Annotated in this window: 20 protein-coding genes; 6 read left to right on the plus strand and 14 right to left on the minus strand. The window is 59.5% G+C overall.

Annotated features, from left to right (window positions below; genetic code table 11):
• Nucleotides 1-11 precede the first annotated feature (11 nt).
• The 11 genes from CKW15_RS12360 to yaaA form a co-directional block, all read right to left on the minus strand.
• Nucleotides 12-1,187 carry an alginate O-acetyltransferase gene (locus tag CKW15_RS12360; RefSeq protein WP_095056990.1) on the minus strand — a complete coding sequence of 392 codons (1,176 nt, stop codon included), beginning with the start codon at nucleotides 1,185-1,187 and terminating at the stop codon, nucleotides 12-14.
• An 11-nt stretch (nucleotides 1,188-1,198) separates the two neighbouring features.
• On the minus strand, nucleotides 1,199-2,764 hold the full coding sequence (locus CKW15_RS12365) for an MBOAT family protein (RefSeq protein WP_095056991.1): 1,566 nt from the start codon (nucleotides 2,762-2,764) through the stop codon (nucleotides 1,199-1,201).
• A 205-nt stretch (nucleotides 2,765-2,969) separates the two neighbouring features.
• Nucleotides 2,970-4,091, minus strand: coding sequence for a mannuronate-specific alginate lyase (locus CKW15_RS12370; RefSeq protein ID WP_095152170.1), 1,122 nt, complete (start codon nucleotides 4,089-4,091; stop codon nucleotides 2,970-2,972).
• 8 nt (nucleotides 4,092-4,099) lie between these two features.
• Complete coding sequence (locus CKW15_RS12375) at nucleotides 4,100-5,551, minus strand: alginate O-acetyltransferase (protein ID WP_095056993.1); 1,452 nt, start codon at nucleotides 5,549-5,551, stop codon at nucleotides 4,100-4,102.
• Between the two features lie 10 nt (nucleotides 5,552-5,561).
• Nucleotides 5,562-7,136 (minus strand): mannuronan 5-epimerase AlgG, encoded by a 1,575-nt coding sequence (gene algG / locus CKW15_RS12380; protein ID WP_095056994.1) that lies wholly within the window; start codon nucleotides 7,134-7,136, stop codon nucleotides 5,562-5,564.
• Between the two features lie 26 nt (nucleotides 7,137-7,162).
• Complete coding sequence (locus CKW15_RS12385) at nucleotides 7,163-8,647, minus strand: alginate export family protein (RefSeq protein WP_095056995.1); 1,485 nt, start codon at nucleotides 8,645-8,647, stop codon at nucleotides 7,163-7,165.
• The gene (gene algK, locus CKW15_RS12390; protein ID WP_305883121.1) at nucleotides 8,644-10,149 is read right to left on the minus strand and encodes an alginate biosynthesis TPR repeat lipoprotein AlgK; all 1,506 of its coding nucleotides are present in this window, start codon (nucleotides 10,147-10,149) and stop codon (nucleotides 8,644-8,646) included. Before algK ends, CKW15_RS12385 begins: the two co-directional genes overlap by 4 nt.
• Before the next feature lie 15 nt (nucleotides 10,150-10,164).
• Nucleotides 10,165-11,334 (minus strand): alginate biosynthesis protein Alg44, encoded by a 1,170-nt coding sequence (locus CKW15_RS12395; protein WP_095056997.1) that lies wholly within the window; start codon nucleotides 11,332-11,334, stop codon nucleotides 10,165-10,167.
• A gap of 37 nt (nucleotides 11,335-11,371) precedes the next feature.
• On the minus strand, nucleotides 11,372-12,853 hold the full coding sequence (alg8, locus tag CKW15_RS12400) for a mannuronan synthase (RefSeq protein ID WP_095056998.1): 1,482 nt from the start codon (nucleotides 12,851-12,853) through the stop codon (nucleotides 11,372-11,374).
• A 95-nt stretch (nucleotides 12,854-12,948) separates the two neighbouring features.
• A complete protein-coding gene (locus tag CKW15_RS12405; RefSeq protein ID WP_095056999.1) occupies nucleotides 12,949-14,265 on the minus strand; it encodes a nucleotide sugar dehydrogenase in 1,317 nt (438 codons plus the stop codon).
• 820 nt (nucleotides 14,266-15,085) lie between these two features.
• Nucleotides 15,086-15,865 carry a peroxide stress protein YaaA gene (yaaA, locus tag CKW15_RS12410; RefSeq protein WP_095057000.1) on the minus strand — a complete coding sequence of 260 codons (780 nt, stop codon included), beginning with the start codon at nucleotides 15,863-15,865 and terminating at the stop codon, nucleotides 15,086-15,088.
• A gap of 203 nt (nucleotides 15,866-16,068) precedes the next feature.
• Here yaaA and CKW15_RS12415 point away from each other — a divergent pair, with 203 nt between their 5' ends.
• From CKW15_RS12415 to CKW15_RS12440, 6 genes are all read left to right on the plus strand, one after another.
• On the plus strand, nucleotides 16,069-17,193 hold the full coding sequence (locus CKW15_RS12415; RefSeq protein ID WP_095057001.1) for a polysaccharide deacetylase family protein: 1,125 nt from the start codon (nucleotides 16,069-16,071) through the stop codon (nucleotides 17,191-17,193).
• Between the two features lie 336 nt (nucleotides 17,194-17,529).
• Nucleotides 17,530-18,924, plus strand: a complete 1,395-nt coding sequence (locus CKW15_RS12420; protein ID WP_095057002.1) for a PhoH family protein — start codon at nucleotides 17,530-17,532, stop codon at nucleotides 18,922-18,924.
• 228 nt (nucleotides 18,925-19,152) lie between these two features.
• Nucleotides 19,153-19,626, plus strand: coding sequence for a cyclic pyranopterin monophosphate synthase MoaC (gene moaC / locus CKW15_RS12425; RefSeq protein WP_095057003.1), 474 nt, complete (start codon nucleotides 19,153-19,155; stop codon nucleotides 19,624-19,626).
• Nucleotides 19,623-19,865 carry a MoaD/ThiS family protein gene (locus CKW15_RS12430; protein WP_095057004.1) on the plus strand — a complete coding sequence of 81 codons (243 nt, stop codon included), beginning with the start codon at nucleotides 19,623-19,625 and terminating at the stop codon, nucleotides 19,863-19,865. The genes moaC and CKW15_RS12430 overlap by 4 nt, the downstream gene beginning before the upstream one ends.
• 2 nt (nucleotides 19,866-19,867) lie before the next feature.
• Nucleotides 19,868-20,320 carry a molybdopterin synthase catalytic subunit MoaE gene (gene moaE / locus CKW15_RS12435; RefSeq protein WP_095057005.1) on the plus strand — a complete coding sequence of 151 codons (453 nt, stop codon included), beginning with the start codon at nucleotides 19,868-19,870 and terminating at the stop codon, nucleotides 20,318-20,320.
• Nucleotides 20,321-20,608: 288 nt separating this feature from the next.
• The gene (locus tag CKW15_RS12440) at nucleotides 20,609-21,385 is read left to right on the plus strand and encodes an ABC transporter substrate-binding protein (RefSeq protein ID WP_095057006.1); all 777 of its coding nucleotides are present in this window, start codon (nucleotides 20,609-20,611) and stop codon (nucleotides 21,383-21,385) included.
• Nucleotides 21,386-21,492: 107 nt separating this feature from the next.
• Here the strand turns inward: CKW15_RS12440 and CKW15_RS12445 are convergent, their stop codons facing one another.
• From CKW15_RS12445 to CKW15_RS12455, 3 genes are all read right to left on the minus strand, one after another.
• Nucleotides 21,493-22,134 carry a transcriptional regulator gene (locus tag CKW15_RS12445; protein ID WP_095057007.1) on the minus strand — a complete coding sequence of 214 codons (642 nt, stop codon included), beginning with the start codon at nucleotides 22,132-22,134 and terminating at the stop codon, nucleotides 21,493-21,495.
• A 90-nt stretch (nucleotides 22,135-22,224) separates the two neighbouring features.
• The gene (locus tag CKW15_RS12450) at nucleotides 22,225-23,352 is read right to left on the minus strand and encodes an FAD-binding oxidoreductase (protein ID WP_095057008.1); all 1,128 of its coding nucleotides are present in this window, start codon (nucleotides 23,350-23,352) and stop codon (nucleotides 22,225-22,227) included.
• Nucleotides 23,353-23,477: 125 nt separating this feature from the next.
• Nucleotides 23,478-24,422, minus strand: coding sequence for an ornithine cyclodeaminase family protein (locus tag CKW15_RS12455; protein ID WP_095057009.1), 945 nt, complete (start codon nucleotides 24,420-24,422; stop codon nucleotides 23,478-23,480).
• Nucleotides 24,423-24,470: the final 48 nt, after the last annotated feature.

Here is a 24,470-nt window from a genome sequence, read left to right on the forward strand (position 1 = left end):
ACCTCTCTCTTTCAGTTTTGCGCCCGGTCGGGCGTCTCGGATTTAGTGTTGATGGCTACGTTTTGTTGGCGAGCGCCGGCTTGTTTAAGCTCTGCGACCCACTGCGGGTCGGCGTCGCCGATTTCGTTGTTCACAGGCAGATATCGTTCAGGGAACTCCCAGATCAGCACTTGTGGCGGGCTGTTCTTGAAAGCGTCGCTTTTGAGGTAGCTGAGCATCGGCAGAATCGGGCCGTGGCCGTCTTCGGCGTAATTGACCACGTCGCTGTTCAGCGCTTGTTTGAGCGCACCGACGAAGTTCCAGTTGGGGTTGGCGCTGTAGCTGGTGCCGATCAGGGCCACCGGCACTTCGGTGTTGGCGAACAGCGCGTCGTCGCCGGCGGGCTGATCTTCAGCCGCGACCGTATTGCGCTTCTGCAAGGGCTCTTGCTTGGGCATCAGGTTTTCGAACAGCGGGTCCAGTGGCAGGAACAGACGCAGGTCGCCCTTGTGCGTGATGGTTTCGGCAGGCTCGGTGACGAAGCGCTGCGGTTCGCCGCTCAACGGGTACGTGTCGGCAATGGTCTTGGCCAAACGGTTGGCGGCGATCTCGGCGCCTTGCGGCGTCCAGTGCGTGTCGGTGCGCAGGAACACTTGCTGGCCGTTCTGCTTGGCTTGTTGCAGCGGGCCGAGCAAGTCCGGTGCCGGAATCCGGTCAGCGGCCAGGCGCTGGTGGAAATCCGTGTAGAGGTTGGCGTGGATGCTGGCCGGTTTCACTTCACCCAGGTGTTCCGGGTACAGGCGCACCTTGGCCGGCACCACCGCCATCACCAGTTGCACGCCTTTGGCTTTCAGCGTTTGGCGCACGCCTTCGACCAGCGCGTAGTTGCCTTGCAGGTTCAGCTCTTCGTTGACCACCGGGTGGAATTCTTCATCGCTGTACAACCACTGATCGCGACCGAGCACGACGCCCGGACGACCTTCGTTGAACAGTTTGAAATCCAGCGCGGCCCAGAGGTTGGTGCCCAGGCGTTTGATCGGGAATTCGTCGTCGTAGTGGGTTTCCACAGCCTTGGTCCAGCGGCCGTTGAGCACCGTCGCATCGGCGTTGGTGCTGAAACCCATGAAGCTGCGAACCGACCACACGCCCAGGGCGAGCAGCGTCACCATGAACAGGGCGATGTAGAAGATGCGTAATGAGCGGGTCATGGTCAGATCCCTCAGAACTGGAAGTAAAGGAACGGCGAGAAACTTTGCGCCGAGAGTTTGAGAATCGAGGCGATGAACAGCAGCAACACCAGCGCACGCATGACGTAGCGCGACCAGTCAGCGGTCCAGTAGGCCGGTTGCACCTGGGCGTCAATGCCGACGGTGTAGCCAGGCTGATGGATGCTCGCCGGGTTATCCCCAGGCGCGGCTTTGATCAGACCCGGTTCGGTGGCGGCCGGGCCGTCGCTGTCGACATTCACCGCAGGCTTGGTCTTGGCAGGCGGCTGATTGCTGTAGAAGTCACGGATGCCGAAGAACGCCAGGGTCACGTAGGCCACGATCAGCGTTGCCACTTGCAGGCCGGTGAGGCTGGCCTGGTTGAGTTCCGACAGCGACCAGTCGCCGAAGCTGAACATCGCGCCGTACATGCGACCGGCAACGTGCAGGTTCTCTGCGCGGAAGATCACCCAGCCCATCACCACCAGCAGGAAGGTCAGCGCCCAGCGGATCGGGTTGATGCTGCGTGGCGAAGTGTTCAGGCCCAGCGCTTTTTCAATCGCCAGCCACATGCCGTGCCACGCACCCCAGACGATGTAGGTGATGTTCGCGCCGTGCCACAGACCACCGAGCAGCATGGTCAGGAACAGGTTGCGATAGGTCATCAGCGTGCCTTTGCGATTGCCGCCCAGCGTGATGTACAGATAGTCACGCAGCCAGGTCGACAGGCTGATGTGCCAGCGGCGCCAGAACTCGGTGATCGACTGGCTGATGTACGGCTGTTTGAAGTTTTCCATGAAACGGAAACCCATCATCAAGCCCAGGCCGATGGCCATGTCGCTATAACCGGAGAAGTCGAAATACAACTGCGCGGTGTAGGCCAGCGCGCCGAGCCAGGCATCGCCCGTGGTCGGGTTTTGCAGGGCGAAGCAATGGTCGGCCACCACCGCGAGGGTGTCGGCGATGAAGACCTTCTTGATGAAACCCTGCATGAACCGCGTGCAGCCCTCGGAGAATTTGTCGAGGGTGTGGGTGCGGTTGTTGAACTGATCGGCCAGGTCGCGGAAACGCAGCACGGGGCCGGCGATCAGGTGCGGGAAGATCGCCACGAACGCCGCGAAGTCGATCAGGTTACGGGTCGCCGGGGTGTCACCACGGTAGACGTCGATGATGTAGCTGATGGACTCGAAAATGTAGAACGAGATCCCGATCGGCAACAGCACGTGGGTCAGGATGAACGGCTCCAGGCCGACCGACGTCATCATGGCGTTGATGCTGTCGACGCCGAAGTTGGCGTACTTGAAGTAGCCAAGGATGCACAGGTCGACGACCACGCCGAGCAGCAGCCAGCGCTGCGCCGGTTTGGTCCGTACTCCAGCGGCACCGACTTTCAGGCCGATCCAGTAGTTCCACAGCGTGACGGCCGCGAACAGCGCCAAAAAGTCCACACGCCACCAGGCGTAGAACATGTAGCTGGCAATCAGCAGCAGCAAATTGCGATAGCGTTGCCCGCTCAGGTAGTACAAGCCGAGGAAGATCGGCAAGAACAGAAACAGGAACACGTTGGATGAAAATACCATCCCGATCTCTCCATGTTTGAACCAACAGTCAAGGGCCAACGGCCCCCCCAAACCCCCCACGAAAAACCGGGGGGATGTATTGCATTCAAGCCACCGCGATCCCTTGTAGGAGCCGGCTTGCTGGCGAAGGCGGCAGATCAGTCGACATCGATGGTGAATGTCATACCGCCATCGCCAGCAAGCCGACTCCTACAAAGGATTTGCGTTAAGAACCCTTGCCCTTTTCATTGGCCGGGTCGTAGACCTTGGTCAGGTCGCCGCCGAGGCGGAAGGTCTTGAACGGTTGCATGTCATGCTTCTTCTCCAGCACATCCGGCGAGCAGGTGTAGAGCGAGCAGAACGGTTCGAGCCAGGCGAATTTCGAGTCGACCTTCAGGTCGGTCATGTCCTGTTCCTTGCCGTTCTTTTCCTCGAACTCATCCGGGTCTTTCACCCCGGCGAGCACACGATCACCGAGGCGTTTCAGTGCGCCGTTGTTTTCCTGACGCAAATCCACACCGTTGACTTGGGCGAAACTGGCGATCATCGCCAGCGGCGGCAGGGCGTAGTTGTGATAGGCCAGCGCCCGTTGCTGACGCTTGAGCTCGTTGGGCAGATAACCGTCGGCGTCGACCTGGTTGGCGCCGACCTTGAATTCCTTCACCGCCCAGTCGAACAGGTCGCGGCGGTTGGTGGCGACGGACGTGGCCATCACCGACCACGCGGCCCAGTACGAGTGGTTGTTGGTCTTGTCCAGCGGCAGGTTGTCCCAATCGCTGACCACCTGATCGGCCATCTTGCTGAACCAGGCTTCGATCAACTGCGACTCTTGCTGATGATTGGCCAGCGGACGTGAGTTGGAAAATTTCAGGCGAATGTACGAAGACGCCATGCTGCCCAGCGCCCATTTGCGCATCGACTTGCCGGTGTGGTTGAAGTCCTTGGACATCAACGCATCGGCCTTGGCCCAGGCGGTGAGCCAGTTCAACGTGCACTCCAATTGTTCCGGACGACCGTCACGCATGAACTGCATCACGCGCTTGCTGGTGCCGCGTTCCATTTTGGTGATGTCGGCGGTGCTGTCGCGGAAGGCTTTTTCAGACTGCACGTTCAGAGTCGAACGGGCCTTGTCCGAGCCTTCGTACTTGCTGCGGAACTGCAACGAGCCAGTGTAGGGCGTCGGCATGGCATCGCAGCCTTCGCTCTTGTCGCCGGTTTTGACTTTCTCGATCGGTGCGAAGTAACCCTGTGGCGGGCGCAATGGCGCCGCCGCTTGGGTGGCGCCCGCAAACATCGCCAGGCTCAACAGCGTCGGTGCCAACAGATGTTTCAGTTTCGGATTTCGCATAGCAGACCTCATTGCCCGGCCGAAGCGGTACGTTGCTCAGCGCTCGGGAATACGTTGCGTTTGCAGATTTTCGCTTCGACTTTCTGTGGCGCGGTCCCGGCTTTTTCGGGGCCCTGGATTTCAACGGCCAGCAGGTTCTGCGAGGCCCAGTCTTCGTCCGTGCGCAACTCGAAGGCGAAACGCCCGTCGGTGTCGGAGGTTTCCGGTTTGTCGATCTTGATGTCCTCGTGGCGACCGTTCATGTACCAGAGGGTGGCTTGCAGGGTTTTCACCGAGGTGTCGGCGAAGCGGATGTCGACCTGGTGACTGCTGTTACGCAGGTCGAGGTTTTTGCTGTTGACCATCAGTTCGTTTTTTCCCGGCTTCAGGGTGGTGCTGCCGGCCATTTGTGCATCTTTGCCTTCGCAACCGTTGTCCAGCAGCGCCATCATCTGGCGGTAGATGGTTTCCTGGTCGAGGCGATAGAGCGGCGAGAATTCCCAGATGAGAATCTTCGGCGGGTTCTTCTGGAATTCGTCGCTGCCCAGGTACTGCAGCATCGAACCTTCCAGGCCACCGCCGGGGAACGCCACGTTGAGAATGTCGGCGCCGATGGCCTCTTCGAGGAAACCGGCGAAGTTGTAGTTCTTGCCGCTGTGGGAGGTACCGACCAGGGTGATTTGCGGATTACCGGAATCGCCGAACAGGTCGCCGTCGCCCGCTTCGCCCTTGGGCTCGGTGGTGAACTGATCCATGTACTGGATCGCGTAGCTGGTGCCACAGAGTTGACCAGCCATGTTGTGCAACGTTCCGGTCTTGCCCATGCGCCCCGACTTTTTGGTCTCGAATTCGCGCTTGGGAATGGCGGCGAACTCAGGCAATTGCTTGACCTTCTCGGCGACGACTTTCGCCGTGCGCTGAGCACCGTACGGCGTCCAGTGCTGGTCGCCACGGAAGTAGAAATCGTGGGCGGGCAGGGTGTCGGGCAACGACTCGTTGGTCAGCGGCGACAGGTCCGGCACGACGTAACCCATGGCTGCGAAACGACCGAGCATCGACTTGTAGTTCTTCAAGGCCTTGTCGAAATCGAAGCTGGCCTTTTCGGCCGGGTTGAGCTTGTTGCGGTTCACCAGGCCACGGGTCGGCTGGTACACAATCACCAGCTCCACGCCTTTGCTCTTGAACGCATCGTGCAGTTGCTTCATGCGTTTGTAGCCGGCCGGGGTGGTGTCGAATTCGGTGCGCAAGTCTTCCTGGGTACGGAACAACCAGTCACCCTGAGCCTGCACCAGCGTGGTGAAATTCTGCTGATAACGCGTGGTGTAGTTCTTCGCATCGTGGGCGGCCGGGCACAGGCTGCAGCACGGTTCTGCGCTGAACTTTGGCGCTTGAACTTCGTCGGCACGCGCGCCGGCGCTGGCCGCGAGAATGCCGGCGGTCAGGGCCGACAGGCTGAGTAATTTGATCAAGTGTGGGTGCATAAAATTATCCTCAGTCCTGCATTTCGGTCTGGCGTTCGACAGGGTCGATCAGCACGGCTTTCTGCTGGCGCACCAGCAAATCGAGAATTTCATCCTGGCGCTCGCCGAGAATCCCCGAAAAGCTGATGCCGCTGGATTTGGTCGGGGCGAGCATGGACACGCGATACAACTCGACGCTCAACGGCGAGTCGATGGACAGCGGGCCGCTGCCGTTGGCCGCCAGTTCACCGCCCACCACGATCAACGACACCTGCGCGTCGAACGGGTCGAGCTTGATGTCACGGTCGGTGTTGCTCAGGTCTTTGATGTGGCCGTAGACACCGGTCAGGCCGTTGGCCATGGCGATGTTTTCGTACAGGCGAATGTTCACGCTGTTACGAATGCGGATGCCGTGGCGACGGTTGCTCACGACTTTGTTGCCCCACAGCAAGTTGTCGGCACTCTCGTAGAGGGTGATGCCGTCGGTGTGGTTCTGGTAGATCTCGTTGTGGGCGATCAGGTTGTTGACGCTGTTACGGTCGATCACCAGGCCCGACAATTTGTTGTCGTAGCTGCGGTTGTTGAAGATGAAGCTGTCGTTGACCTCACGGGAAATAATGATCCCGTGCTTCTTCTTGGTTCCGTACACCGTGTTGTCGGCAATGATCAGACCGTGGGAACGGTCGTGCGGGTCAATGCCGTAGACGATGTTGTCTTTGTAGGTGTTGCCCTTGACCACGAAGTTGCTGGTTTCATAGCAGTAGAAGCCGTACCACATGTCCGAGAATTCGGAGCCGACGATCCAGCCGGTCGGTTCAGGACGCTTGAGCACCTTGGCCATGTTCGGCGTGTATTGGGAAATACTCACGCCGTACGACTTACTGTTGGCGTAACCGAAACTGGCCATCTTGCTGTTGGCGATGTAGGTCTCGGTGCCGCCCCAGGCCAGCAGGAACGGACGGAATTCCTTGGGCGATTTGAATGTCGCCGGGCCGTTGTCCTTCTCGCGCCAGCCAGTGATTTTGGTGTCACGCACGAACAGCTGGCCGTCGTTGACCAAGAACGAACCGGCCTCTTGCGACAGGCGCAGTTCCTGGGTCTGCTTGTCGATTTCGAGGATGCCGTGACGGCCGACCACGATCGGCAATTTGGCCAGGTACACGCCCGGCGAAGTTTCGCTGAAGTACTGCTTGGGCACCTTTTGCGCCAGGTCCTTGAGGTTCATGTAACCGTCGTCGACGAAGATCGCCTGCGGGATCCCGTGCTGACGCACCACCCACTCGGCCATCTTGTTGTCACCGCCGATGAAGTCCTTGAGCGCGTCTTCCTGCATCATCCGGCGCACGCTGATCTTGCCCGGTTTGCTGCGCACGATTTTTGCCGCGACGGCCTCGGCGGTGTAGCCGGACACGTCCGGCAGTTTCGGCGTGGCCAGTTCCAGTGGCGCGGTCGGTGCGCTGCTGACGGTGTAGGTCTTGGCCTGTTGCAGTTCCTTGGCCACGGTTGCGGGCTTCGCTGGCTCCGCATTGGCGAAGGCAGTCGCGCTGGCCAGCAGCATCGCGCCGGCCAACAGGCTGATCGAGCCTTTTCGGGCAGGATGATTCATCTGGGAGACTCCCTTCGCGATGTGCATCAGAAGCGCCAGATCACGTCGATGAATGCGCGGTGCATGTACGAATCGACTTCCTTGCCGTACGCATCGCCCGGCTTGAACACGCCGCCACGAAAACGCACCAACGCCGAAGGCTCGTCGATCGCCTGGCTCATCGATGCCGGCAACAGGCCTTGCTTGAAGTACTTGGTGACCACCAGGTCCATTTCCTGACCGAGGTCTTTCTCGCCATCGTTCAGCGGCAGGGAGGTGCTGGAGAGGATCGCGCCGGTCACGTCGTCGGTGTTGTTCTGCACCGCGTCGATGCCGTTGCTGCCAACCGGCTTGTTGCCGTCGACGCGCCAGAATTTGTGGTAGATCAGGCTGGCGTCGTATTCGTCGTTGAGCATCCACGAACCGAACAGCGTGGCCGATTGCAGGTTGTTCATTTCACCACGGAACGCTTCACCGAAACGGTGCACGCGCGAGCGGGTACCGGTGTAGTTCGAGCGGTTACTTTCCAGGCCGTTCTGCTCATAGTCTTCGCTGGCGCGGGCGTAGGCCGCACCCACTTGCCAATGCGGATCGAGGCGCAGGCGCACACCCAGGTCGGTGGCCCAGCCATCAACATCGTCGCTGCGCTTGGCTTGTGCGGGAGCTGTGCCATCGGCGTTCAGCGGGTTGACCGTGTCGCGGTCGCCGCTCATGCCGGTGATGCTGCCCCAGTAGTTGACGGTGTTGGTGTTGCGCCAGTTGTAGGCGTCGCTGTCGGCGGTGAGGCCCAGCCAGCTGATGTCGCCGTTCTGCTTCTTGTCCAGCGAATCGCTGGCTTCGCCTGGCGTCGGGTAGTCGAGCTTGCCGTCATCGTGGGTGTGATGACCGCGAATGCCGACCCAGTTGCCCGGAGTCCACTGGTACGCCGCATCGGCGTAGGCGTGCAGGCGATCCTTGTCTTCCGGTGCCAGTTCTTTCAGGTCGGTGCGGTACTCGCTGAAGCGTTCGGCGATACCGACGTTGGCGCGCAGCAGGGTAGTGTCGAAGGTCCAGTTCAGGGCTTCGATGTTGGTGTCGCGCCATTGGCCGTCGTCATTGCGCAGGCGCTGGCGACCAAACTTCAGGACCTCACCCGGGTAGGGCGTGAAACCGCTGTAGCCGACCCAGAACTCACGCATGGCCAGGTAGTTTTTCTTGGTCTCGCGATCACCGTTGTCGGTGTTCTCGGCGCCGTCGGATTGTTGCAGGGTGTCGGTCTCGATGATGTCGGTGGACGTCACCGCCTGACCCATGGCGTAGGCACTCCACGCGCCGCTTTCGCCGTAGACCCACGGACGCAGGTCGAGGCCGACGCCGTTGACGTCGCCGCCGTCGGCGGTGCCCAGGTCACGGTCGTCTTCGGACTGGCCGGTGATTTTCACGTCCAGGCCGAAGTTCTTGGTTTCTTCAGTCATCGCAGCAAGCGTCGGGCAGGACCAGATCAGCGCGAATGTCAGACCGATACCGGCCTTCATGAATGGATTAAGTTTCATAGGGATTCCTCACCGTCTTCTTCTTGCAGGGCGTGCAGTGGCAGCGTGTTCTGGCTCAAGTTGCCGCGAACGGCCTGTTCCTGTTTCAACAGGCGTTGGGCCTCGGCCAGCTGCGCAGGCGGCAGTTGGGTTTCGAGTGTTTGCGCAAGCTCGGTGGCTTGCGGGGTGTTCTGTGCCTTGGCCAATTGGCTGAAGACATAAGCGTTGAGCGGGTCAGGCTTGGTGCCTTTGCCTTGGGAGAACAGTTGGGCGATGGCGAAGTCGGCGCTGTTCTGGCCGTTGCGCGCAGCGGTCAGCAGATGGTCGAGGGCCTTCTGCGGATAGACCTTGCCCAGGTAGCCACGGCGGTAGATCTGGCCGAGGTAGTAATCGGCGGCGACTTCACGGCCGACGGCTTTCTGGAAATGTTCCTCGGCGACCTTGGCGTCGGCCGGGACCATTTTGCCTTCGTAGTAGAGTTTGCCCAGCAATAGCTCAGCGCGCGGTTGATCGGCGGCGCGGCCGTTGTCGAGGTACTGCATCATCTGGTCGACATCGCCCAGTTCGGGGAAGTCGTAGAGCAGTTGCGCGAGGGTGACCCACGACGCCGGGTAGCCCGGGGCGATCGGTTCGAGCAGCGACTGCGCGGTCTTTTCGTCGGGCGTGCCCAGGGTCGAATCCGCGAGTACGCGGGCGACGCTGTCCACACGTTGAGCGGACACAGTGCCGCGAGCATGACCGGCCTGCATCTGCTTGATCAGCTCGGCCTGTTGTTCAGGCTGGGCTTTTTTCTGATAGACCGTGGCCAGTTCGACGTAGCAGATGTCGGTGGTGTTGATCGCAGCTTTGCAGACCTTTTCCACGTCATCCAGATGCTGGTCGTAGGTGCCCTGAGTGCGATACAGCAGCACTTGTGCCAGACCCGCTTCCGGCTTGCCTTCGGCGCGCCATTGGCTGATCTGCTGCTGGGCATTCACGTTGGGGAAGCTGTGCGGGTATTGCAGGTACAGCATCGCCAGCGGAATCAGCGTGTTGCCTTCGCCCGCGGCGGCGGCTTTTTTCAGCAGGGTTTCGGCTTCGTGCTGCTCAGCTTCGGTGGAACCGGGCTTGGCCACCAGCAGGCGACCCAGACGCGCCTGGGCACGCGACGAAACGCTGGCGGCGGCGCGGTAAGTCGCCTCGGCCTGTTTCATCTGTGCCGGGTCGCGGCTGTCGACCTGAATGTCGGCCATGCCGACCTGGGCTTCGCTGTAACCCAGGCTTGCCAATTGCTGGTAATTCGCCGCAGCGGTGGCGGTGTCGCCGCGCTTGAGCGCTTCGTTGGCCAAGCGTTGGTCGGGCAGACCGGCGCAACCGGCGAGGCTGACAGCCAATGCCAGCGAGCACACCACCAATCCCCTGTGGGAGCCAGCCTGCTGGCGATTCGCTTGACGCGGTTTTTCAGTTACACCGCAGTGATCCAATCGCTGGCAAGCCAGCTCCCACAGGGAATTCGGTGTTTTCAGGAGGCTGATGATAGTCACAGGCATGTCCTCGACTTAAAGACCGGCAGCCATGGCTTTGTCGATCAGCCAGTTCAGGTTCGGGCCACGGTCGCTGCTCACTTCCACCGGACGACCGGCGAGGTTGCTGTCCAGGGCTTCGTCAGGCTGGATCAGCACGCGGATATCGGAAGAAAGATCGGCGCTTTTCAGGCTGGTGCTGCTGACGATCTTGCCGGTGCGGGTTTTGTCTTCACCGGCGATCTGGAAGCGCACTGCAGTGCCTGGCAATACGTCGCCGAACTGGCGATAGGAGAAGCGCGCTTCAACGTTGGCTTCGGTGTTGCGTGGCACCAGTTGGAAGATCACGTCGCCCTTGCTGGCGTATTGACCGTTGGCGACCATTTGCTGGGCCACGGTGCAATCGCACGGCGAAGTCAGGGTGCCGGTCATTTGCTTGCCGAACAGTTCTTCAACCTTGGCCGGGGCCAGTTGATCGTCTTGCAGATGGCCCTTGAGCACGTCGAGCATGCTGGTGCTGAACGTCGCCAGCGGGGCACCTTTGGCGGCTACGCCATCGGCTTTCACCAGACTTTGTACGGTGCCGTCACGGGGCATGGTGATGTTCACGCCCTGCACGCTGACCAGGCCGGCCTGGGCATGGCTGACGAAGTACATGCCGTACACCGACTTGAAGATGAAACCGAATGCCGCAAGACCCACGATGAAAATGCCGAGACTGAAGGTCACGGCTTTCATGCGACCGAATGCGCTCATGCCATGGCCGCCATCCTTGCTCTTGCGTGCCTTGGTGAAGTTGTCGCGCTGCAGGGTCGCCAACACTTCGCCGATGCTGACGATGTCGCCGGCCAGGTGCGAAGTGATCAAGTGACGCAGGGTCGAAATGTCCCGTTGTTCCAGGTTCTGGAACTGGCAACCGGTGCGGCCGGTCTGGCTATCGAAGGAGCGGATCTGCAATTCGACATCCATGGCCAGGCCGAGGTTGTCGATCACGAATTGCATGCGAGCCTTGTACACCTCGCCCACCTTCAGGGGCAGTTGACCGGCGTTGAATGCCAGGCCACCGGCGGACAGATCGATAAGGCGGACTTCGACCGGTGTACGGTCAGGACCGAAGAAACGCAGCTTGGCCGGAATTTTCACGCGGGCGTGTTGGCGCTGGGCTTCAGATTCATGCACTACGTTGGCGTTGACGGCGGTATTCATAGGGGCGTTTTCCTGGTTAATTCAAAAAATGGGGCGGTCAGACCATCAACAGCAGCACGGCGACAAAAATGCTGCCGGCGGAGAAGGTCATGGTCCGAGACGACCAGGTGTTGAACCAACGTTGAAAGCTGGCGAGATCACGGGTCAGAGAAGTGGGTTGGCGAGTCCAGGACTGTTGGTCGAGGCGGAAGAACACGTAGATCTTCACCAGTGCACCGACGATCTGGTTGTAATAGAGAATCGCCGGGTAGGCCGGACCGATCCGGTGGCCGGAGCAGGACAGCAACAGGGTCAGGATCAGGCGAGTGATGCCGATCCACAGCAGGTACACCAGGATGAACGCGGTGCCGTACTTGAAGCTGGCGATCAGCGCCACAGTCAGGCCCAGCAGGGAGGTCCACATCGACACGCGCTGATCGAACAGCACCACCGAGGTGAACGCACCGAGGCGTTTAACCCCAAGACCGAGGGCGCGGGAGTTCTGCCGCAGGTTGTTGCCGTACCAGCGGAACATCAGTTTGCGGCTGGCCTTGATAAAGCTCTTTTCCGGCGGATGTTCGACGGTGTTGATCGCGGCGTCGGGCACGTAGAAGGTGTCGTAGCCCAGGCGCATCAGGCTGAACCAGCTCGACTTGTCGTCGCCGGTCAGGAACTTGAAACGACCCAGGCGCCAGTGTTGCAGCGAGTCGCTTTCCACGTCGGCGATGAATTCCGGGTTGGTGACCACAGTGGCACGGAACACCGACATCCGACCGGTCATGGTCAGCACGCGCTTGGACAGGGCCATCGAGCACATGTTGATGTGACGCTGGGCGAAACGTAGCTTGTGCCATTCGCTCATGATGTAGCCGCCGCGCACTTCGCAGAACTCGTTGGTGGTCAGGCCGCCGACATTGCCGAACAGCTGGAACCACGGCACGGTCTTGCGCACGACGCCTTCGCCGAGCACGGTATCGCCGTCAATCACGGCCACCACGGCGCGGTCATCCGGCAGGTGACGGGAGATAGCGCGGAAACCGAAGGCCAGGCCATCGCGTTTGCCGGTGCCGGGAATGCGCACGAAGTCGAGCTTCACGTTGGCCGGCGGATTCATGCGTTTCCACAGGCTTTTCACCAGCAGCTCATCGGACATTTCCACGATGGAGCAGACAATAGTGGTCGGCAGCCCGCAATCGATCGCTTCGCGGATCACCGAGCTGTAGACCTGCGCGGTGGTCAGGGCGTCAATACGGAAACTGGTGACCATCAGGAATACATGGGACGGGTCCGCCGCTTTACCCAGCTTGCGCACTTTGCGCCGCAGGTGCGGGTAGACCACGTACAGAAACAGCATGCCGCGCAGGAAGTGCGTGGCACCCATCGAGTAGCGCCAGATACCGACGATACCGATCAGGAAAATGAAGTCCTTCGACTCGGAGTCGAACGTGGACACAGGCAACGCCATGGCGATGCCCATCAGTAAACTTAGATAAAACAGCCAACCGGCGGCCTGAAGTAGGCCGTGCTTTAGCCTGTGCATAATCGGAATCCTAAAGTCAGTTGCAAGCCCCAAGCTTCAAGCCCCAAGCGAGGAGCTTTGAACTTGCGGCTTGGAGCTTGAAGCTTGCGGCTGCTTTACCAGCAGATACCTTCAGTCCGGCCAGTCACGCTGGTGGCCTTGGACATGAAGCCGACCAGGTCGATCACTTGCTTGCCGTGAGGAACGTCCAGCACCAGGGCGCGGAATTTCTCGTCACGGTTGCCGAGGATGATCACGTCGGAGTTGTTGATCACCGCGTCGAAATCGGAATTGAGCAAGGACGAGACGTGCGGGATCTTCGACTCGATGTAGTCCTTGTTCGCGCCATGAACGCGGGCGTATTCGACGTTGCTGTCGTAGATGCTCAGGTCGTAGCCCTTGCCGATCAGCATTTCCGCCAGGTCCACCAGCGGGCTTTCGCGCAGGTCGTCGGTGCCGGCCTTGAAGCTCAAGCCCAACAGGGCAACTTTGCGTTTGTCGTGGCTTTCAACGATGTCGAAGGCGTTCTGCACCTGGGATTCGTTGCTAGGCATCAGCGAGTTGAGCAGCGGCGCTGCCACGTCCAGGGAACCGGCACGGTAGGTCAGGGCGCGCACATCTTTCGGCAGGCACGAACCGCCGAACGCAAAGCCTGGGCGCATGTAGTACTGGGACAGGTTGAGGGTCTTGTCCTGGCAGACCACGTCCATCACTTCGCGACCGTCGACGCCGACAGCCTTGGCGATGTTGCCGATCTCGTTGGCGAAGGTCACCTTGGTGGCGTGCCAGACGTTGCAGGTGTACTTGATCATCTCGGCGACGGCGATGTCCTTGCGGATGATCGGAGCGTCGAGTTCTTCGTACAGCGATTGCAGAACATCGCCCGAGGCCTTGTCGAACTCGCCGATGACGGTCATTGGCGGTTGGTCGTAGTCGGCGATGGCGGTGCTTTCGCGCAGGAACTCAGGGTTTACGGCGACGCCGAAATCGACGCCGGCTTTTTTGCCGGAGCAGTCTTCGAGAATCGGGATGACCACATTGGCCACGGTGCCCGGCAACACGGTGCTGCGCACCACGATGGTGTGGCGGGTGGATTTGTCACGCAGGACAAAACCGATCTCGCGGCACACGGCTTCGATGTAGTTCAGTTCCAGGTCGCCGTTCTTCTTGCTCGGCGTGCCGACGCAGATCATCGACAGGTCGGTGTCACGAATCGCCTCGGCGAAGTTGGTGGTGCCACGCAGGCGACCGGTCTGGATACCTTGCGCCAGAAGTTCACCCAGGCCTGGTTCAACGATCGGCGATTTACCGGCATTGATCATATCGATCTTGTCTTTGGCAACATCGACGCCAACGACGTCATGGCCCCGTGCAGACAGGCAACCGGCGCAGACTGCGCCAACGTAACCCAAACCAAATATGCTGATGCGCATCGCAATTACCTCTCTGTTATCAAGACTGTATTCAACGAGCCATTAGATGGCCGGAATTAATGGTATTCAGCGTTCAAAGTGCACTCACAAGTGCGGCTAACAGGCACAACAATGCCCGGTGTTGGCATATAAGTTCCGAGTGTCTAAATAAGTGCACTCAAAGTGTGCGCAACCAGGTCTTATTGTTATGGCTTGCCCTGTTATGCAGCCGTTGGTCCTTTGGAAAAGGTGCCGGCGTACAAATCTTGCGCGCTCGATGTCAGGCCGAAAGCCCGTGGATCAAGCGGTTGGGTGCTCTGGCGAGCACGTCTATAGGGGCGCTGCCTTGGCGGTGCAGGGGATAGTCATATTGCGTATCTCCTCTCCATCATGTGTTGTTCACGTCAGGTAATGATCCGCGAAAGTTGGTGTTGTAACTTCGCTATATCAATCACTTCTCTGGGTAAGTTATCTCGTACATGTTCGGCGAGAATCGTTACCGGTGGTATGAGCGGCGCATTTGGACATAGTTCCAGTCCGTCCATCGCGAAATCTGAAATTTCTTGAAATATTGAGAAAGATGGCACTGCTCTCATATTGATAGCACGTGCCGTTTCGCCCTTTATATATAGGCGGATAATGGAAGTGGATAGTTTTTTGCCACTACCGTTAGAAAATGTCAGTGCCACTACAGAAAAAAATGCTTGAAGTCGAGTGAAACTAAAGTCAGAAATCCGATCGATAGTTTATTGGCGTCAATGGGTTGGCGATCAGGAGGGGGTTGTCGGAGGGGCAATGGGTGTCGCACGAGGGGTTTGCCCCCGTGCGTCAGGTCGCTAAATCACTCCGGCGCGTGATCGCGCAGGAACACCAGATTGTCGGGTTTAGACTGTTCGGCGCTGTAGCGATAGCCTTGTACATCGAACTGCTTGAGGGCGGCCGGGTCGTTGATGCGCTCCTCGATAACGAAGCGGCTCATCAGGCCCCGGGCCTTTTTCGCGTAGAAACTGATGATCTTGTACTGGCCGTTCTTCAGGTCCTTGAATTCGGTGTTGATGATCCGCGCATTGAGAGCGCTGCGTTTGACCGCCGAGAAGTACTCGTTGGAGGCCAGGTTAAGCAGCACGTCGTCACCCTGGTCCGCCAGGGCTTCATTCAACCATTCGCTGATACGCGTGCCCCAGAACGCATACAGATCCTTGCCCCGGGCGTTGGCCAGTTTGGTGCCCATTTCCAGGCGATACGGCATCATCAGGTCCAGTGGACGCAGCAAGCCGTACAGGCCCGAGAGCATGCGCAAATGTTGCTGGGCGTAATCGAAATCGGCTTCGCTGAGGGTTTGCGCATTCATGCCGGTGTACACATCGCCCTTGAATGCCAGCAGCGCCTGCTTGGCGTTTTCCGGGGTGAACGCGGGCGTCCAGCTGCCGAAACGCGCGGCGTTGAGGCCGCCGATCTTGTCGGAGACGTGCATCAACTCGCTGATCTGCGCCGGGGTCAGCTCGCGCAATAGCAGGATCAGTTCCTGGGAATGGTCGAGGTACTGCGGCTGGGTGAAGCGCTGGGTCGCCGGCGGTGTTTCATAGTCGAGGGTCTTGGCGGGTGAAATCACCATCAGCATGAAGTCGTCTCCTTTAATCGTGGCGGCGATTCTAGGGGGTTGTTCGTGTTGACTCCAGCTATGAGCGTGATAGGTGATCGGTGGTGTCATGGGACGAGAGAAGTACGCCGATCCCCGTAGGAGCTGTCGAGCGCAGCGAGGCTGCGATCTTTTGAGCTTCCCGCGATATAGTGCCGCGCGGGTTTTGTTATGGAGACATCCCTTTGCGTATCGTTTTATTCCTCTCGGCCTGGCTGTTGAGTTTCGGCGCCCTGGCGGCACCGGGCGATGTGGCGACGCTTGATCGCAGCACCTGGCCAGAACAGCTCAACAACCCGACGCTGTTCGACGTGGCCTCGCGCGCTGAAATCCTCATGTTCGCCCGTGTGCTGCTGGCCAGCGAGTCAGTGGATGAACGGGCACTGGCCCAGCGTCTGGGCTTGCGCACGCTCAACATGGAATCGGTCAACCGTGTCCGCCAACGCCTGTGGCAACGCCTGCTCTCCAGCTACAACTTCGCCCAGCAAAGCTGCGATCAGGACGCCTCGTTCTGTTTTCTGGTCGAAGACATGCCCACCCTGCGCGAGCAGGCCGCCAAGTTTCAGCTCGGCGATGACAGCTACTACATCAAATGGGCAGAGCCGAGCCGGCTGTTCCATACCCAATACCTGGACGAGCAGTTGCGCAAGGCTGCGCTGTTTCCGCAGACCAGCAGCGAAGTCGATCGTTTTGGCGACTTTGAGCGCAACGGCGACGCGATGCATGACCGGCTGTTTTTGCTGACCTTCGACAGTGCCGCCAATGCCGTACCGGACAATACCGGTTGGGTCACCGAGTACCTGCGCAAGTCGAACATCAATGGGACATTCTTCGTCCTCGGCAAAGATGTTCAGGCCCGTTTGGCTGAGGGCTCAGTGGCCGGCCTGCAATCCACGTACTCAACGCAATGCGTGGGCGTGCAGGGCTGGGAGTTTCGCTCCCACAGCCATTGGCAGGACTGGCAGGACTCGGTACGGCGCAGCGCTGACCTTGTGAAAAGCAAATTGCCGGAGAACTTCGTACCGCTGTTTCGTCCGCCCGATGCTCAGCGTCGTGCCGATGCCGAGGTTTTTTTCAGGACTCAGGGCTTGCAGGTGGCGCTGTGGGACATCGACGCCCAGGACGGCGCCGGCAAGCTCAAGGGCAACCAGAGTGCGCAGCGGGTGCTGACCCTGATGCTGCTGTGGCGTCACGGCGTGATCAATTTCAATGTGAAGCAGGAGGGGGTGAAGACGGCCTTGCCCTGGTTGGTCGCGCAAACGGCGCCCGTCGGGATCGGTTGGGAGGATTGTCAGGACGCGTTTCGCTGAAAACGACGAAAGCCCGTAAACATTGGGTAATTGGCGATTTTGGTGGGGATTTTGTTGCAGGTTGATCTCCGACTGTAAACGGGTGATGGCAGCTCGCCAAGTGCTATTGGTCAATCTGCAAAATAAACTTCAAAAAAACGTCAAAGTACTTTTTTCTGTCACACGTTTTGGAGTATTACGAAGACAGACCGCCGAAACCTGCAACACAGGTGGCGTCTTCCAAGACCCTACTTGTGTGCAGTTCACTTGAGTCCTCGCAGGTGAATTCGGCAGTCACTTCGAGGCGCAGCACCGTCAAGGTATTGCGTCGAATGGCTCCCACAAAGGTGACCGAGTATGGATGATCACGGACGTAGCTCTTCTTCCAACCAGCCAATCCTTTATGTACTCGATACCAACGTATTGATTCACGATCCAAACGCGCTGCTTAACTTCGAAGAACACCACGTCGCCATCCCGATGACCGTGCTGGAAGAGCTGGACAAGCTCAAGAGCGGGCATCACAGCGTTGCCGCCGAATGCCGCCAGGCCATCCGCCTGATCGACAAGACTTTGGGCGATGCCTCTCCCGAGGACGTCGAGCAGGGTGTGCCGATCCAGCGTGGCAAGAGCGGACCCAAGGGTTTGCTGTCAATTCTGATGAGCAAGCACGCTGAGCCGAACCTGATACTGCCCGAGCACCTGAACGACAACAAAATCATCAACCAGCTGATCGACCTGCACGCGCGCGACCCTAAGAAGCCCGTGGTGCTGGTCACCAAAGATATCAACATGCGCCTCAAAGCGCGGGCCTGCGGGATTGCGGCCGAGGACTACAGCACCGACCAGTTGGTCGACGACGTGTCGTTGCTGCCTAACGGTTACCACAACATGACCGGCTCCTTCTGGGACCGTGTGAGCAAGGTCGAAACCCGTCAGGACCACGGCCGCACCTGGCATCAGGTGCAGTTGATCGACAACCTGCCGGCCGTGCACATCAACGAGTTCATCATCGATGAGCAGGGGTTTGTCGGCTGGATCAAGGAGATCGCGGAAGACAAGCTGCTGATTCTGGACCTGCACCAGGAGCCATTACTGCACCAGGAAGCCTGGGGCCTGAAACCGCGCGACATCTATCAAAGCCTGGCGCTGTATGCCTTGCTCGATCCGGACATTCACTTGGTCAACCTGTCCGGCGCCGCCGGTTCCGGTAAAACCATCCTGGCGTTGGCGGCTGCGATCGAGCAGACCATGGTCAGCAAACGCTATCGCAGGATTATCGCCACCCGCAGCGTGCAGGGTCTGGACCAGGAGATCGGTTTCCTGCCCGGCACCGAAGCAGAAAAAATGGAGCCTTGGCTCGGCGCCATCACCGACAACCTCGAAGCCTTGCACATGGACGACGAAAGCACCCATGGCAGCGTCGACTACATCCTCAGCAAAGTGCCGTTGCAGTTCAAATCCCTCAACTACATCCGGGGTCGCAGCTTCCAGCAAAGCCTGATTTTGATCGATGAATGCCAGAACCTCACGCCGCACCAGATGAAAACCATCATCACCCGTGCCGGCGCCGGTTCCAAAGTGGTGTGCCTGGGTAACCTCGCACAGATCGATACCCCTTACCTGTCCGCGACCAGCTCCGGGCTGACCTACCTCACTGAACGCTTCAAGGACTTCCCGAACGGGGTGCACATCACCCTGCAAGGGGTACCACGCTCGATTTTGGCCGAATACGCCGAAACGCATCTGTAATCGCTTCATCGAAACCGGGCGGCCCTCGCGGGCCGCCCGTTTTTTTTTCAGTACGCAAAACCCTGTAGGAGCTGGCTTGCCAGCGATGGGGCCATGAGCCTTGCGGTAAACTCGAGTCCGCCACCGCCGGCAAGCCAGCTCCTACAGGTTGTGGTGCGGGCGATATTCGTGCGTGCGAAAAATTGACCCGCAGGTTTACAATCGACGCTCCTGATCAGGAGTAATCCCGTGCTGACTCATCTCGATTCCCAAGGTCGCGCCAATATGGTCGACGTCACTGAAAAAGCCGTGACGTTCCGTGAGGCGACCGCCCAAGCGCTGGTGCGCATGCTGCCCGAAACCCTGCAGATGATCGTCAGCGGCGGTCACCCCAAGGGCGACGTGTTTGCCGTGGCGCGCATTGCCGGCATTCAGGCGGCGAAGAAAACCAGCGACCTGATTCCCCTGTGCCATCCGTTGATGCTGACCGGCGTGAAAGTCGAACTCAGTGCCGAAGGCGACGACCGCGTGCGCATCGTGGCGCGCTGCAAGTTGTCCGGGCAGACCGGTGTCGAGATGGAAGCCCTGACCGCGGCCAGCGTCGCGGCGCTGACCATCTATGACATGTGCAAGGCCGTGGACCGCGGCATGACCATCGAAAGCGTGCGCTTGTTGGAGAAGGTCGGCGGTAAGAGCGGGCATTTCCAGGCGGACCCGTCATGAACATCACCGTGAAGTTTTTTGCCCGTTATCGCGAAGCGCTGGGCGTGGACTCGGTGAGGGTCGATGGTGATTTCGCCACGGTTGACGACGTGCGGGTGTTGTTGGCCCAGCGTGACGGTGCCGAGGTGTTGAGCGAACAGAATTTGATGTGTGCGCGCAACGAAGACCTCTGCCAACTTGACGAGCCAGTCAGCGATGGCGATGAAGTGGCGTTTTTCCCGACCGTGACCGGGGGTTGATCATGGCGATTCGCGTGCAGTCCACGGCGTTCGACCCGGGCGCCGAAGTCAACGCGATGCACGACGCCAATGTCGGCGTGGGGGCCGTGGTGAGTTTTGTCGGATACGTGCGCGATTTCAACGACGGACTCGACGTCGCCGGGATGTTCCTTGAGCATTATCCGGGCATGACCGAAAAAGCCCTCGGCAAAATCGCTATCGAAGCCGAGCAGCGCTGGCCATTGCTGAAGCTGGAAGTGCTGCACCGCATCGGTGCCCTGGAACCGGGCGAGCCGATTGTTTTCGTCGGCGCCGCCAGTGCCCATCGCCAGGCCGCGTTCGATGCCTGCGCCTTTGTCATGGACTACCTGAAAACCCGTGCACCGTTCTGGAAGAAGGAAAACACCAGTGACGGGCCGCGTTGGGTGGAAGGGCGTGACAGTGATCATGCGGCGGCGGATCGCTGGAACAAATAACCTCTGCAGTGCACTTCAATCAGCCATCGCTAGCAGGCTAGCTCCCACAGGTTTTGTGTGCACCGCAAATCCATGTGGGAGCCAGCCTGCTGGCGATGGCGTCATCTGCACCACTAAAAAACTTGATGTGCCCACCTCCCGACCATCGGCCGGCACGGGCCGCTTTTGCCCGATTGACGATCAATACATTAAAGTCCAGTATGGAATTACAAGTACAAAAAAGGCTTTCATCCGCTCCAATTCTTTCTTCTATCTTGCCAAACCAACAACAACCGCGAGAAAACGAACATGAAGAAACTCCCCCTCATCACCGGTCTGGCCCTGAGCCTGTTGGCGTGCAGCACTGTGTTCGCCGCCGAGAAAACCCTGCGCATCGGTATCGAAGCCGCTTATCCGCCGTTCGCCTCCAAATCGGACAAAGGTGAGATCGTCGGTTTTGACTACGAGATCGGCAACGCGCTGTGCGCACAGATGAAGGTCAAGTGCGTGTGGGTCGAAGGTGAGTTCGATGGTCTGATTCCTTCCTTGAAAGTGAAGAAAATCGACATGGCCCTGTCGTCCATGACCATCAACGAAGACCGCAAGAAGTCGGTGGATTTCACCCACAAGTACTATTTCACTTCGTCGCGCCTGGTGATGAAGGACGGCGCCGTCGTTGACGACCAGTACGCGAGCCTTAAAGGCAAGAACATCGGTGTGCAGCGTGCAACCACCACTGACCGTTTTGCCACCGAGGTGTTTGAACCCAAGGGCATCAACGTCAAGCGCTACAGCAACAACGAAGAAATCTACATGGACCTGGCAGCCGGTCGCCTTGATGCGATTTTTGCCGACACCATTCCACTGAACGACTTCCTGCAGATGCCGCGTGGCAAGGGTTACGCCTTTGTCGGGCCTGAGCTGAAAGACCCGAAATACGTGGGGGAGGGCGCCGGGATCGCTGTGCGCAAAGGCAATGGTGAGTTGGTCAGTGAGCTGAACACGGCCATTGATGGTATTCGTGCCAATGGCGAGTATCAGAAAATTTCGGACAAGTATTTCAAGTCCGACATCTACGGCGACTGATCAAACGCCATCGCTAGCAGGCTAGCTCCCACAGGTTTTGTGTACACCGAAAATCCATGTGGGAGCCAGCCTGCTGGCGATGGGGCCGGAACAATCCCTGCAAATGATCAGCCCTTCAATTCCTTCAAATGCTTGTACACCGTCGCCCGGCCCATGTTCAGCACATTGGCCACGTAGTTGGAGGCGCTTTTGCCCTTGAACGCGCCTTCGGCGTGCAGCGCCAGCACCAGTTCACGTTTGTGGTCGCGGGTCAGGACGTTCAGGCTCAGCTGGCGTTCGCGCAGCCAGGCGTGGAGGAAGGTGTTGATCCGCTCCTGCCAGTCATCGCGAAACAGTGAATCCGGTTGCGGGATCAGCTTGGTCGGCGACAGGAACAGGTCCAGTGCGGCCTTGGCATTTTCGAACAGCGAAATATTCAGGTTGATGCACAGCATCGCCAGCGGATGACCTGCGCTGTCGCGTAACACAGTGCTGAGGCTACGAATCTTCTGACCATCCCAATTGAGCTTTTCGTACGGCCCGATGTTTCGGTCGCTGACGTCGTCGCTGAGCATGTCTTCCAGTGCCGAGTCGTCGCCGATTTCCCGCTTGGACAGGTTGTTGGCGATGTAGTCGACCTTTTGCGTGCGCAGGTCGTGCAGCACCACTTCGGCGTGGGGAAAGAACAGCGTGGCGATGGCATCGGCAATCGCCCGGAAGTTATCCAGCGAGGTGTGATTCAGGGCCGTGTCGGTTTCGGGGGCGTTCATACAGTGGAGCTCCAGGCAGCGTCAGCGCCCCATGGGAGGGGCGCTGAAAGTGTGCCGTAATCGTGTGGGCACGTCACCTGCGGGCAACGATCAGCCCAGGCGAGCAGGGGACAGCATTTCAGTGCTCAGGCCGAAGCGAGTAAGCGGCTCTGGCAAGGGCTCACCGCGTACCAGCGCGGCGCTGGCCTGCCCCATGGCGGGCGAGGTCTGGATGCCGTAACCGCCTTGCGCCGCGACCCAGAACAGCCCCGGTACCTGCGGATCGAACCCGGACAGCAAATCGCCGTCACTGACGAAACTGCGCAGGCCGGCCCAGGTGCGGGTTGGACGGCGGATGGTCAGGGTCGTGGCTTCTTCGATCTGGTAGATGCCCATGGCGATGTCCAGCTCTTCAGGCTGCACGTCGTGAGGTTCCACCGGGTCGGCGTTGGCCGGCGAGCCGAGGAACATGCCGGCGTCGGGTTTCATGTAGAAGGATTCGTCAAGGCTGACCAGCATCGGCCAATGATGAATGTCTACGCCTTCGGGGCCAGCAAAGATGAATGCGGCGCGGCGCTTGGGTTGCAGGCCCAGCGGCTTGGCTCCGGCAAGTTCACCGATCTTGTCGGCCCAGGCGCCGGCGGCGTTGATGATGATCGGCGCGCTGAAGGTGTGGGTGTTGGTCTGAACCTGCCAGATGCCTTCGGCATCGCGGCTCAGGCTCTGCACTTCGCAGTCGGTATGGACTTCACCTTTGTTGCGGCGGATGCCACGCAGATAACCCTGGTGCAGGGCATCGGTGTCGATGTCGCTGGCGGTCGGGTCGTAGATCGCCCCGTGGACTTTCTCGCGACGCAGGATTGGCACCCGCGCGCAGGCTTCTTCGGCGCTGAGCAACTGCATCTCAGGCACCGTGGATTTTGCGCTCTGGTATTGCTTGTTCAACTCAATCGGGTCACCGGTGAAGTCCACGGTCATTTCGCCGCGCGGGGTCAGCAGCGGGTGTTCGCAGAAGCCACTGGGCGGTGCATCGAAAAAGTCGCGGCTGGCTTGGGTCAGTGCGCGAACCTGCGGAGTGCCGTATGCGGCGGTGTACAGCGCAGCGGAGCGTCCGGTGGAGTGATAAGCCGGGTGGGATTCGCGTTCGAGCACGACCACGCGGCCGTGTTGCGACAGCCAGAAACCGGTGGAAGCGCCGGCAATCCCGCCGCCGATGATGATGAAGTCTGCCTGGCTCATGAGAATCTCCTGTTATCGGTTATCCCGGTAGGAGCCGGCTTGCTGGCGATGGCATCGCTGCGGTTTATCTGATGGACCGCGGCGTCTGGATCGCTGGCAAGCCAGCTCCTACAGGTTTCGTATTGTTAGGGCAGCAGGTGATAGATCGCATTGGCCAGTGCAATGTCTTCCAGGCCCAGGCCGATGGAGCGGAAGAGCACATGCCGCTCGTAGTCGGGACGCTGGATTTTTTCGCTGAGCAGGTCCGCCAGGTCACCGACTATCGTGCGCTTGTCCCAACCATGCTGCTCGCCGGCGATCAGCATTTCGCCTGCCGAACCCGGAGTGGTCAGGCGATAATCGCAGAACACCTGCATGTCATTGAGGCTCTGCGGTGGCACTTCATGGGCGCGTGGGGCGTTGGTGCTGATGGAGGTGATCAGCGCGGGTTTGCTCAAGCAGGCAGGATCAATGACCGGTCCGGCGGACGAGGTGCAGAGCATGATCACGTCGGCGTCTTGAACGGCAGCTTCGCGACTGTCGGCGATGCTCAGGCGCGGCTCGATGTCTTTTAGCAGGTTCATGGTTTCAGCATCTTCATGCAGGCTTGGCGAGTACAGGCTGATACTTTCCCAGTCTCGCAAGCCCTTCACATAATGCAGGTGCGCCTGGGCAACTTTGCCGCTGCCGATGATTGCCAGGCGGGTCGCGCTCAGCGGGGCGAGGGCATCGACCGCCACGGCAGTCGTCGCGGCGGTACGTGCGGTGGTCAGTTCCGCGGCATCGCAAAGCAGCAGCGGTTGGCCGGTCTGCATCGACATCAGCAGCGTCCACGCTGTCACCAGCGGACCTTGCTCGCGCACGATGTAAGGCGAGGTCTTGACCCCATAAACACCGTCTTCAGCCAGCACACCCAAGTAATTGATGAAGTCGCCCGCACCCGCTGGAAATTCAACCAGTTGCTGTGCCGGTTGCACGGCTTGCCCCGACGCCAGGTCACGAAACAGTTTGCGCAGGATCTGCGGAACGTCGACTTGCGCCAGCAACTCGCGAGCCTGGGATTGGTTGATCACGTGGGGCGTACTGGACATGGTCGGCTCCGAACACTCGAACTAAACTAATTTGTCTATTATGGACTT

The sequence above is a fragment of the Pseudomonas sp. Irchel s3b5 genome (assembly GCF_900187435.1).
Classification (GTDB): Bacteria; Pseudomonadota; Gammaproteobacteria; order Pseudomonadales; family Pseudomonadaceae; genus Aquipseudomonas.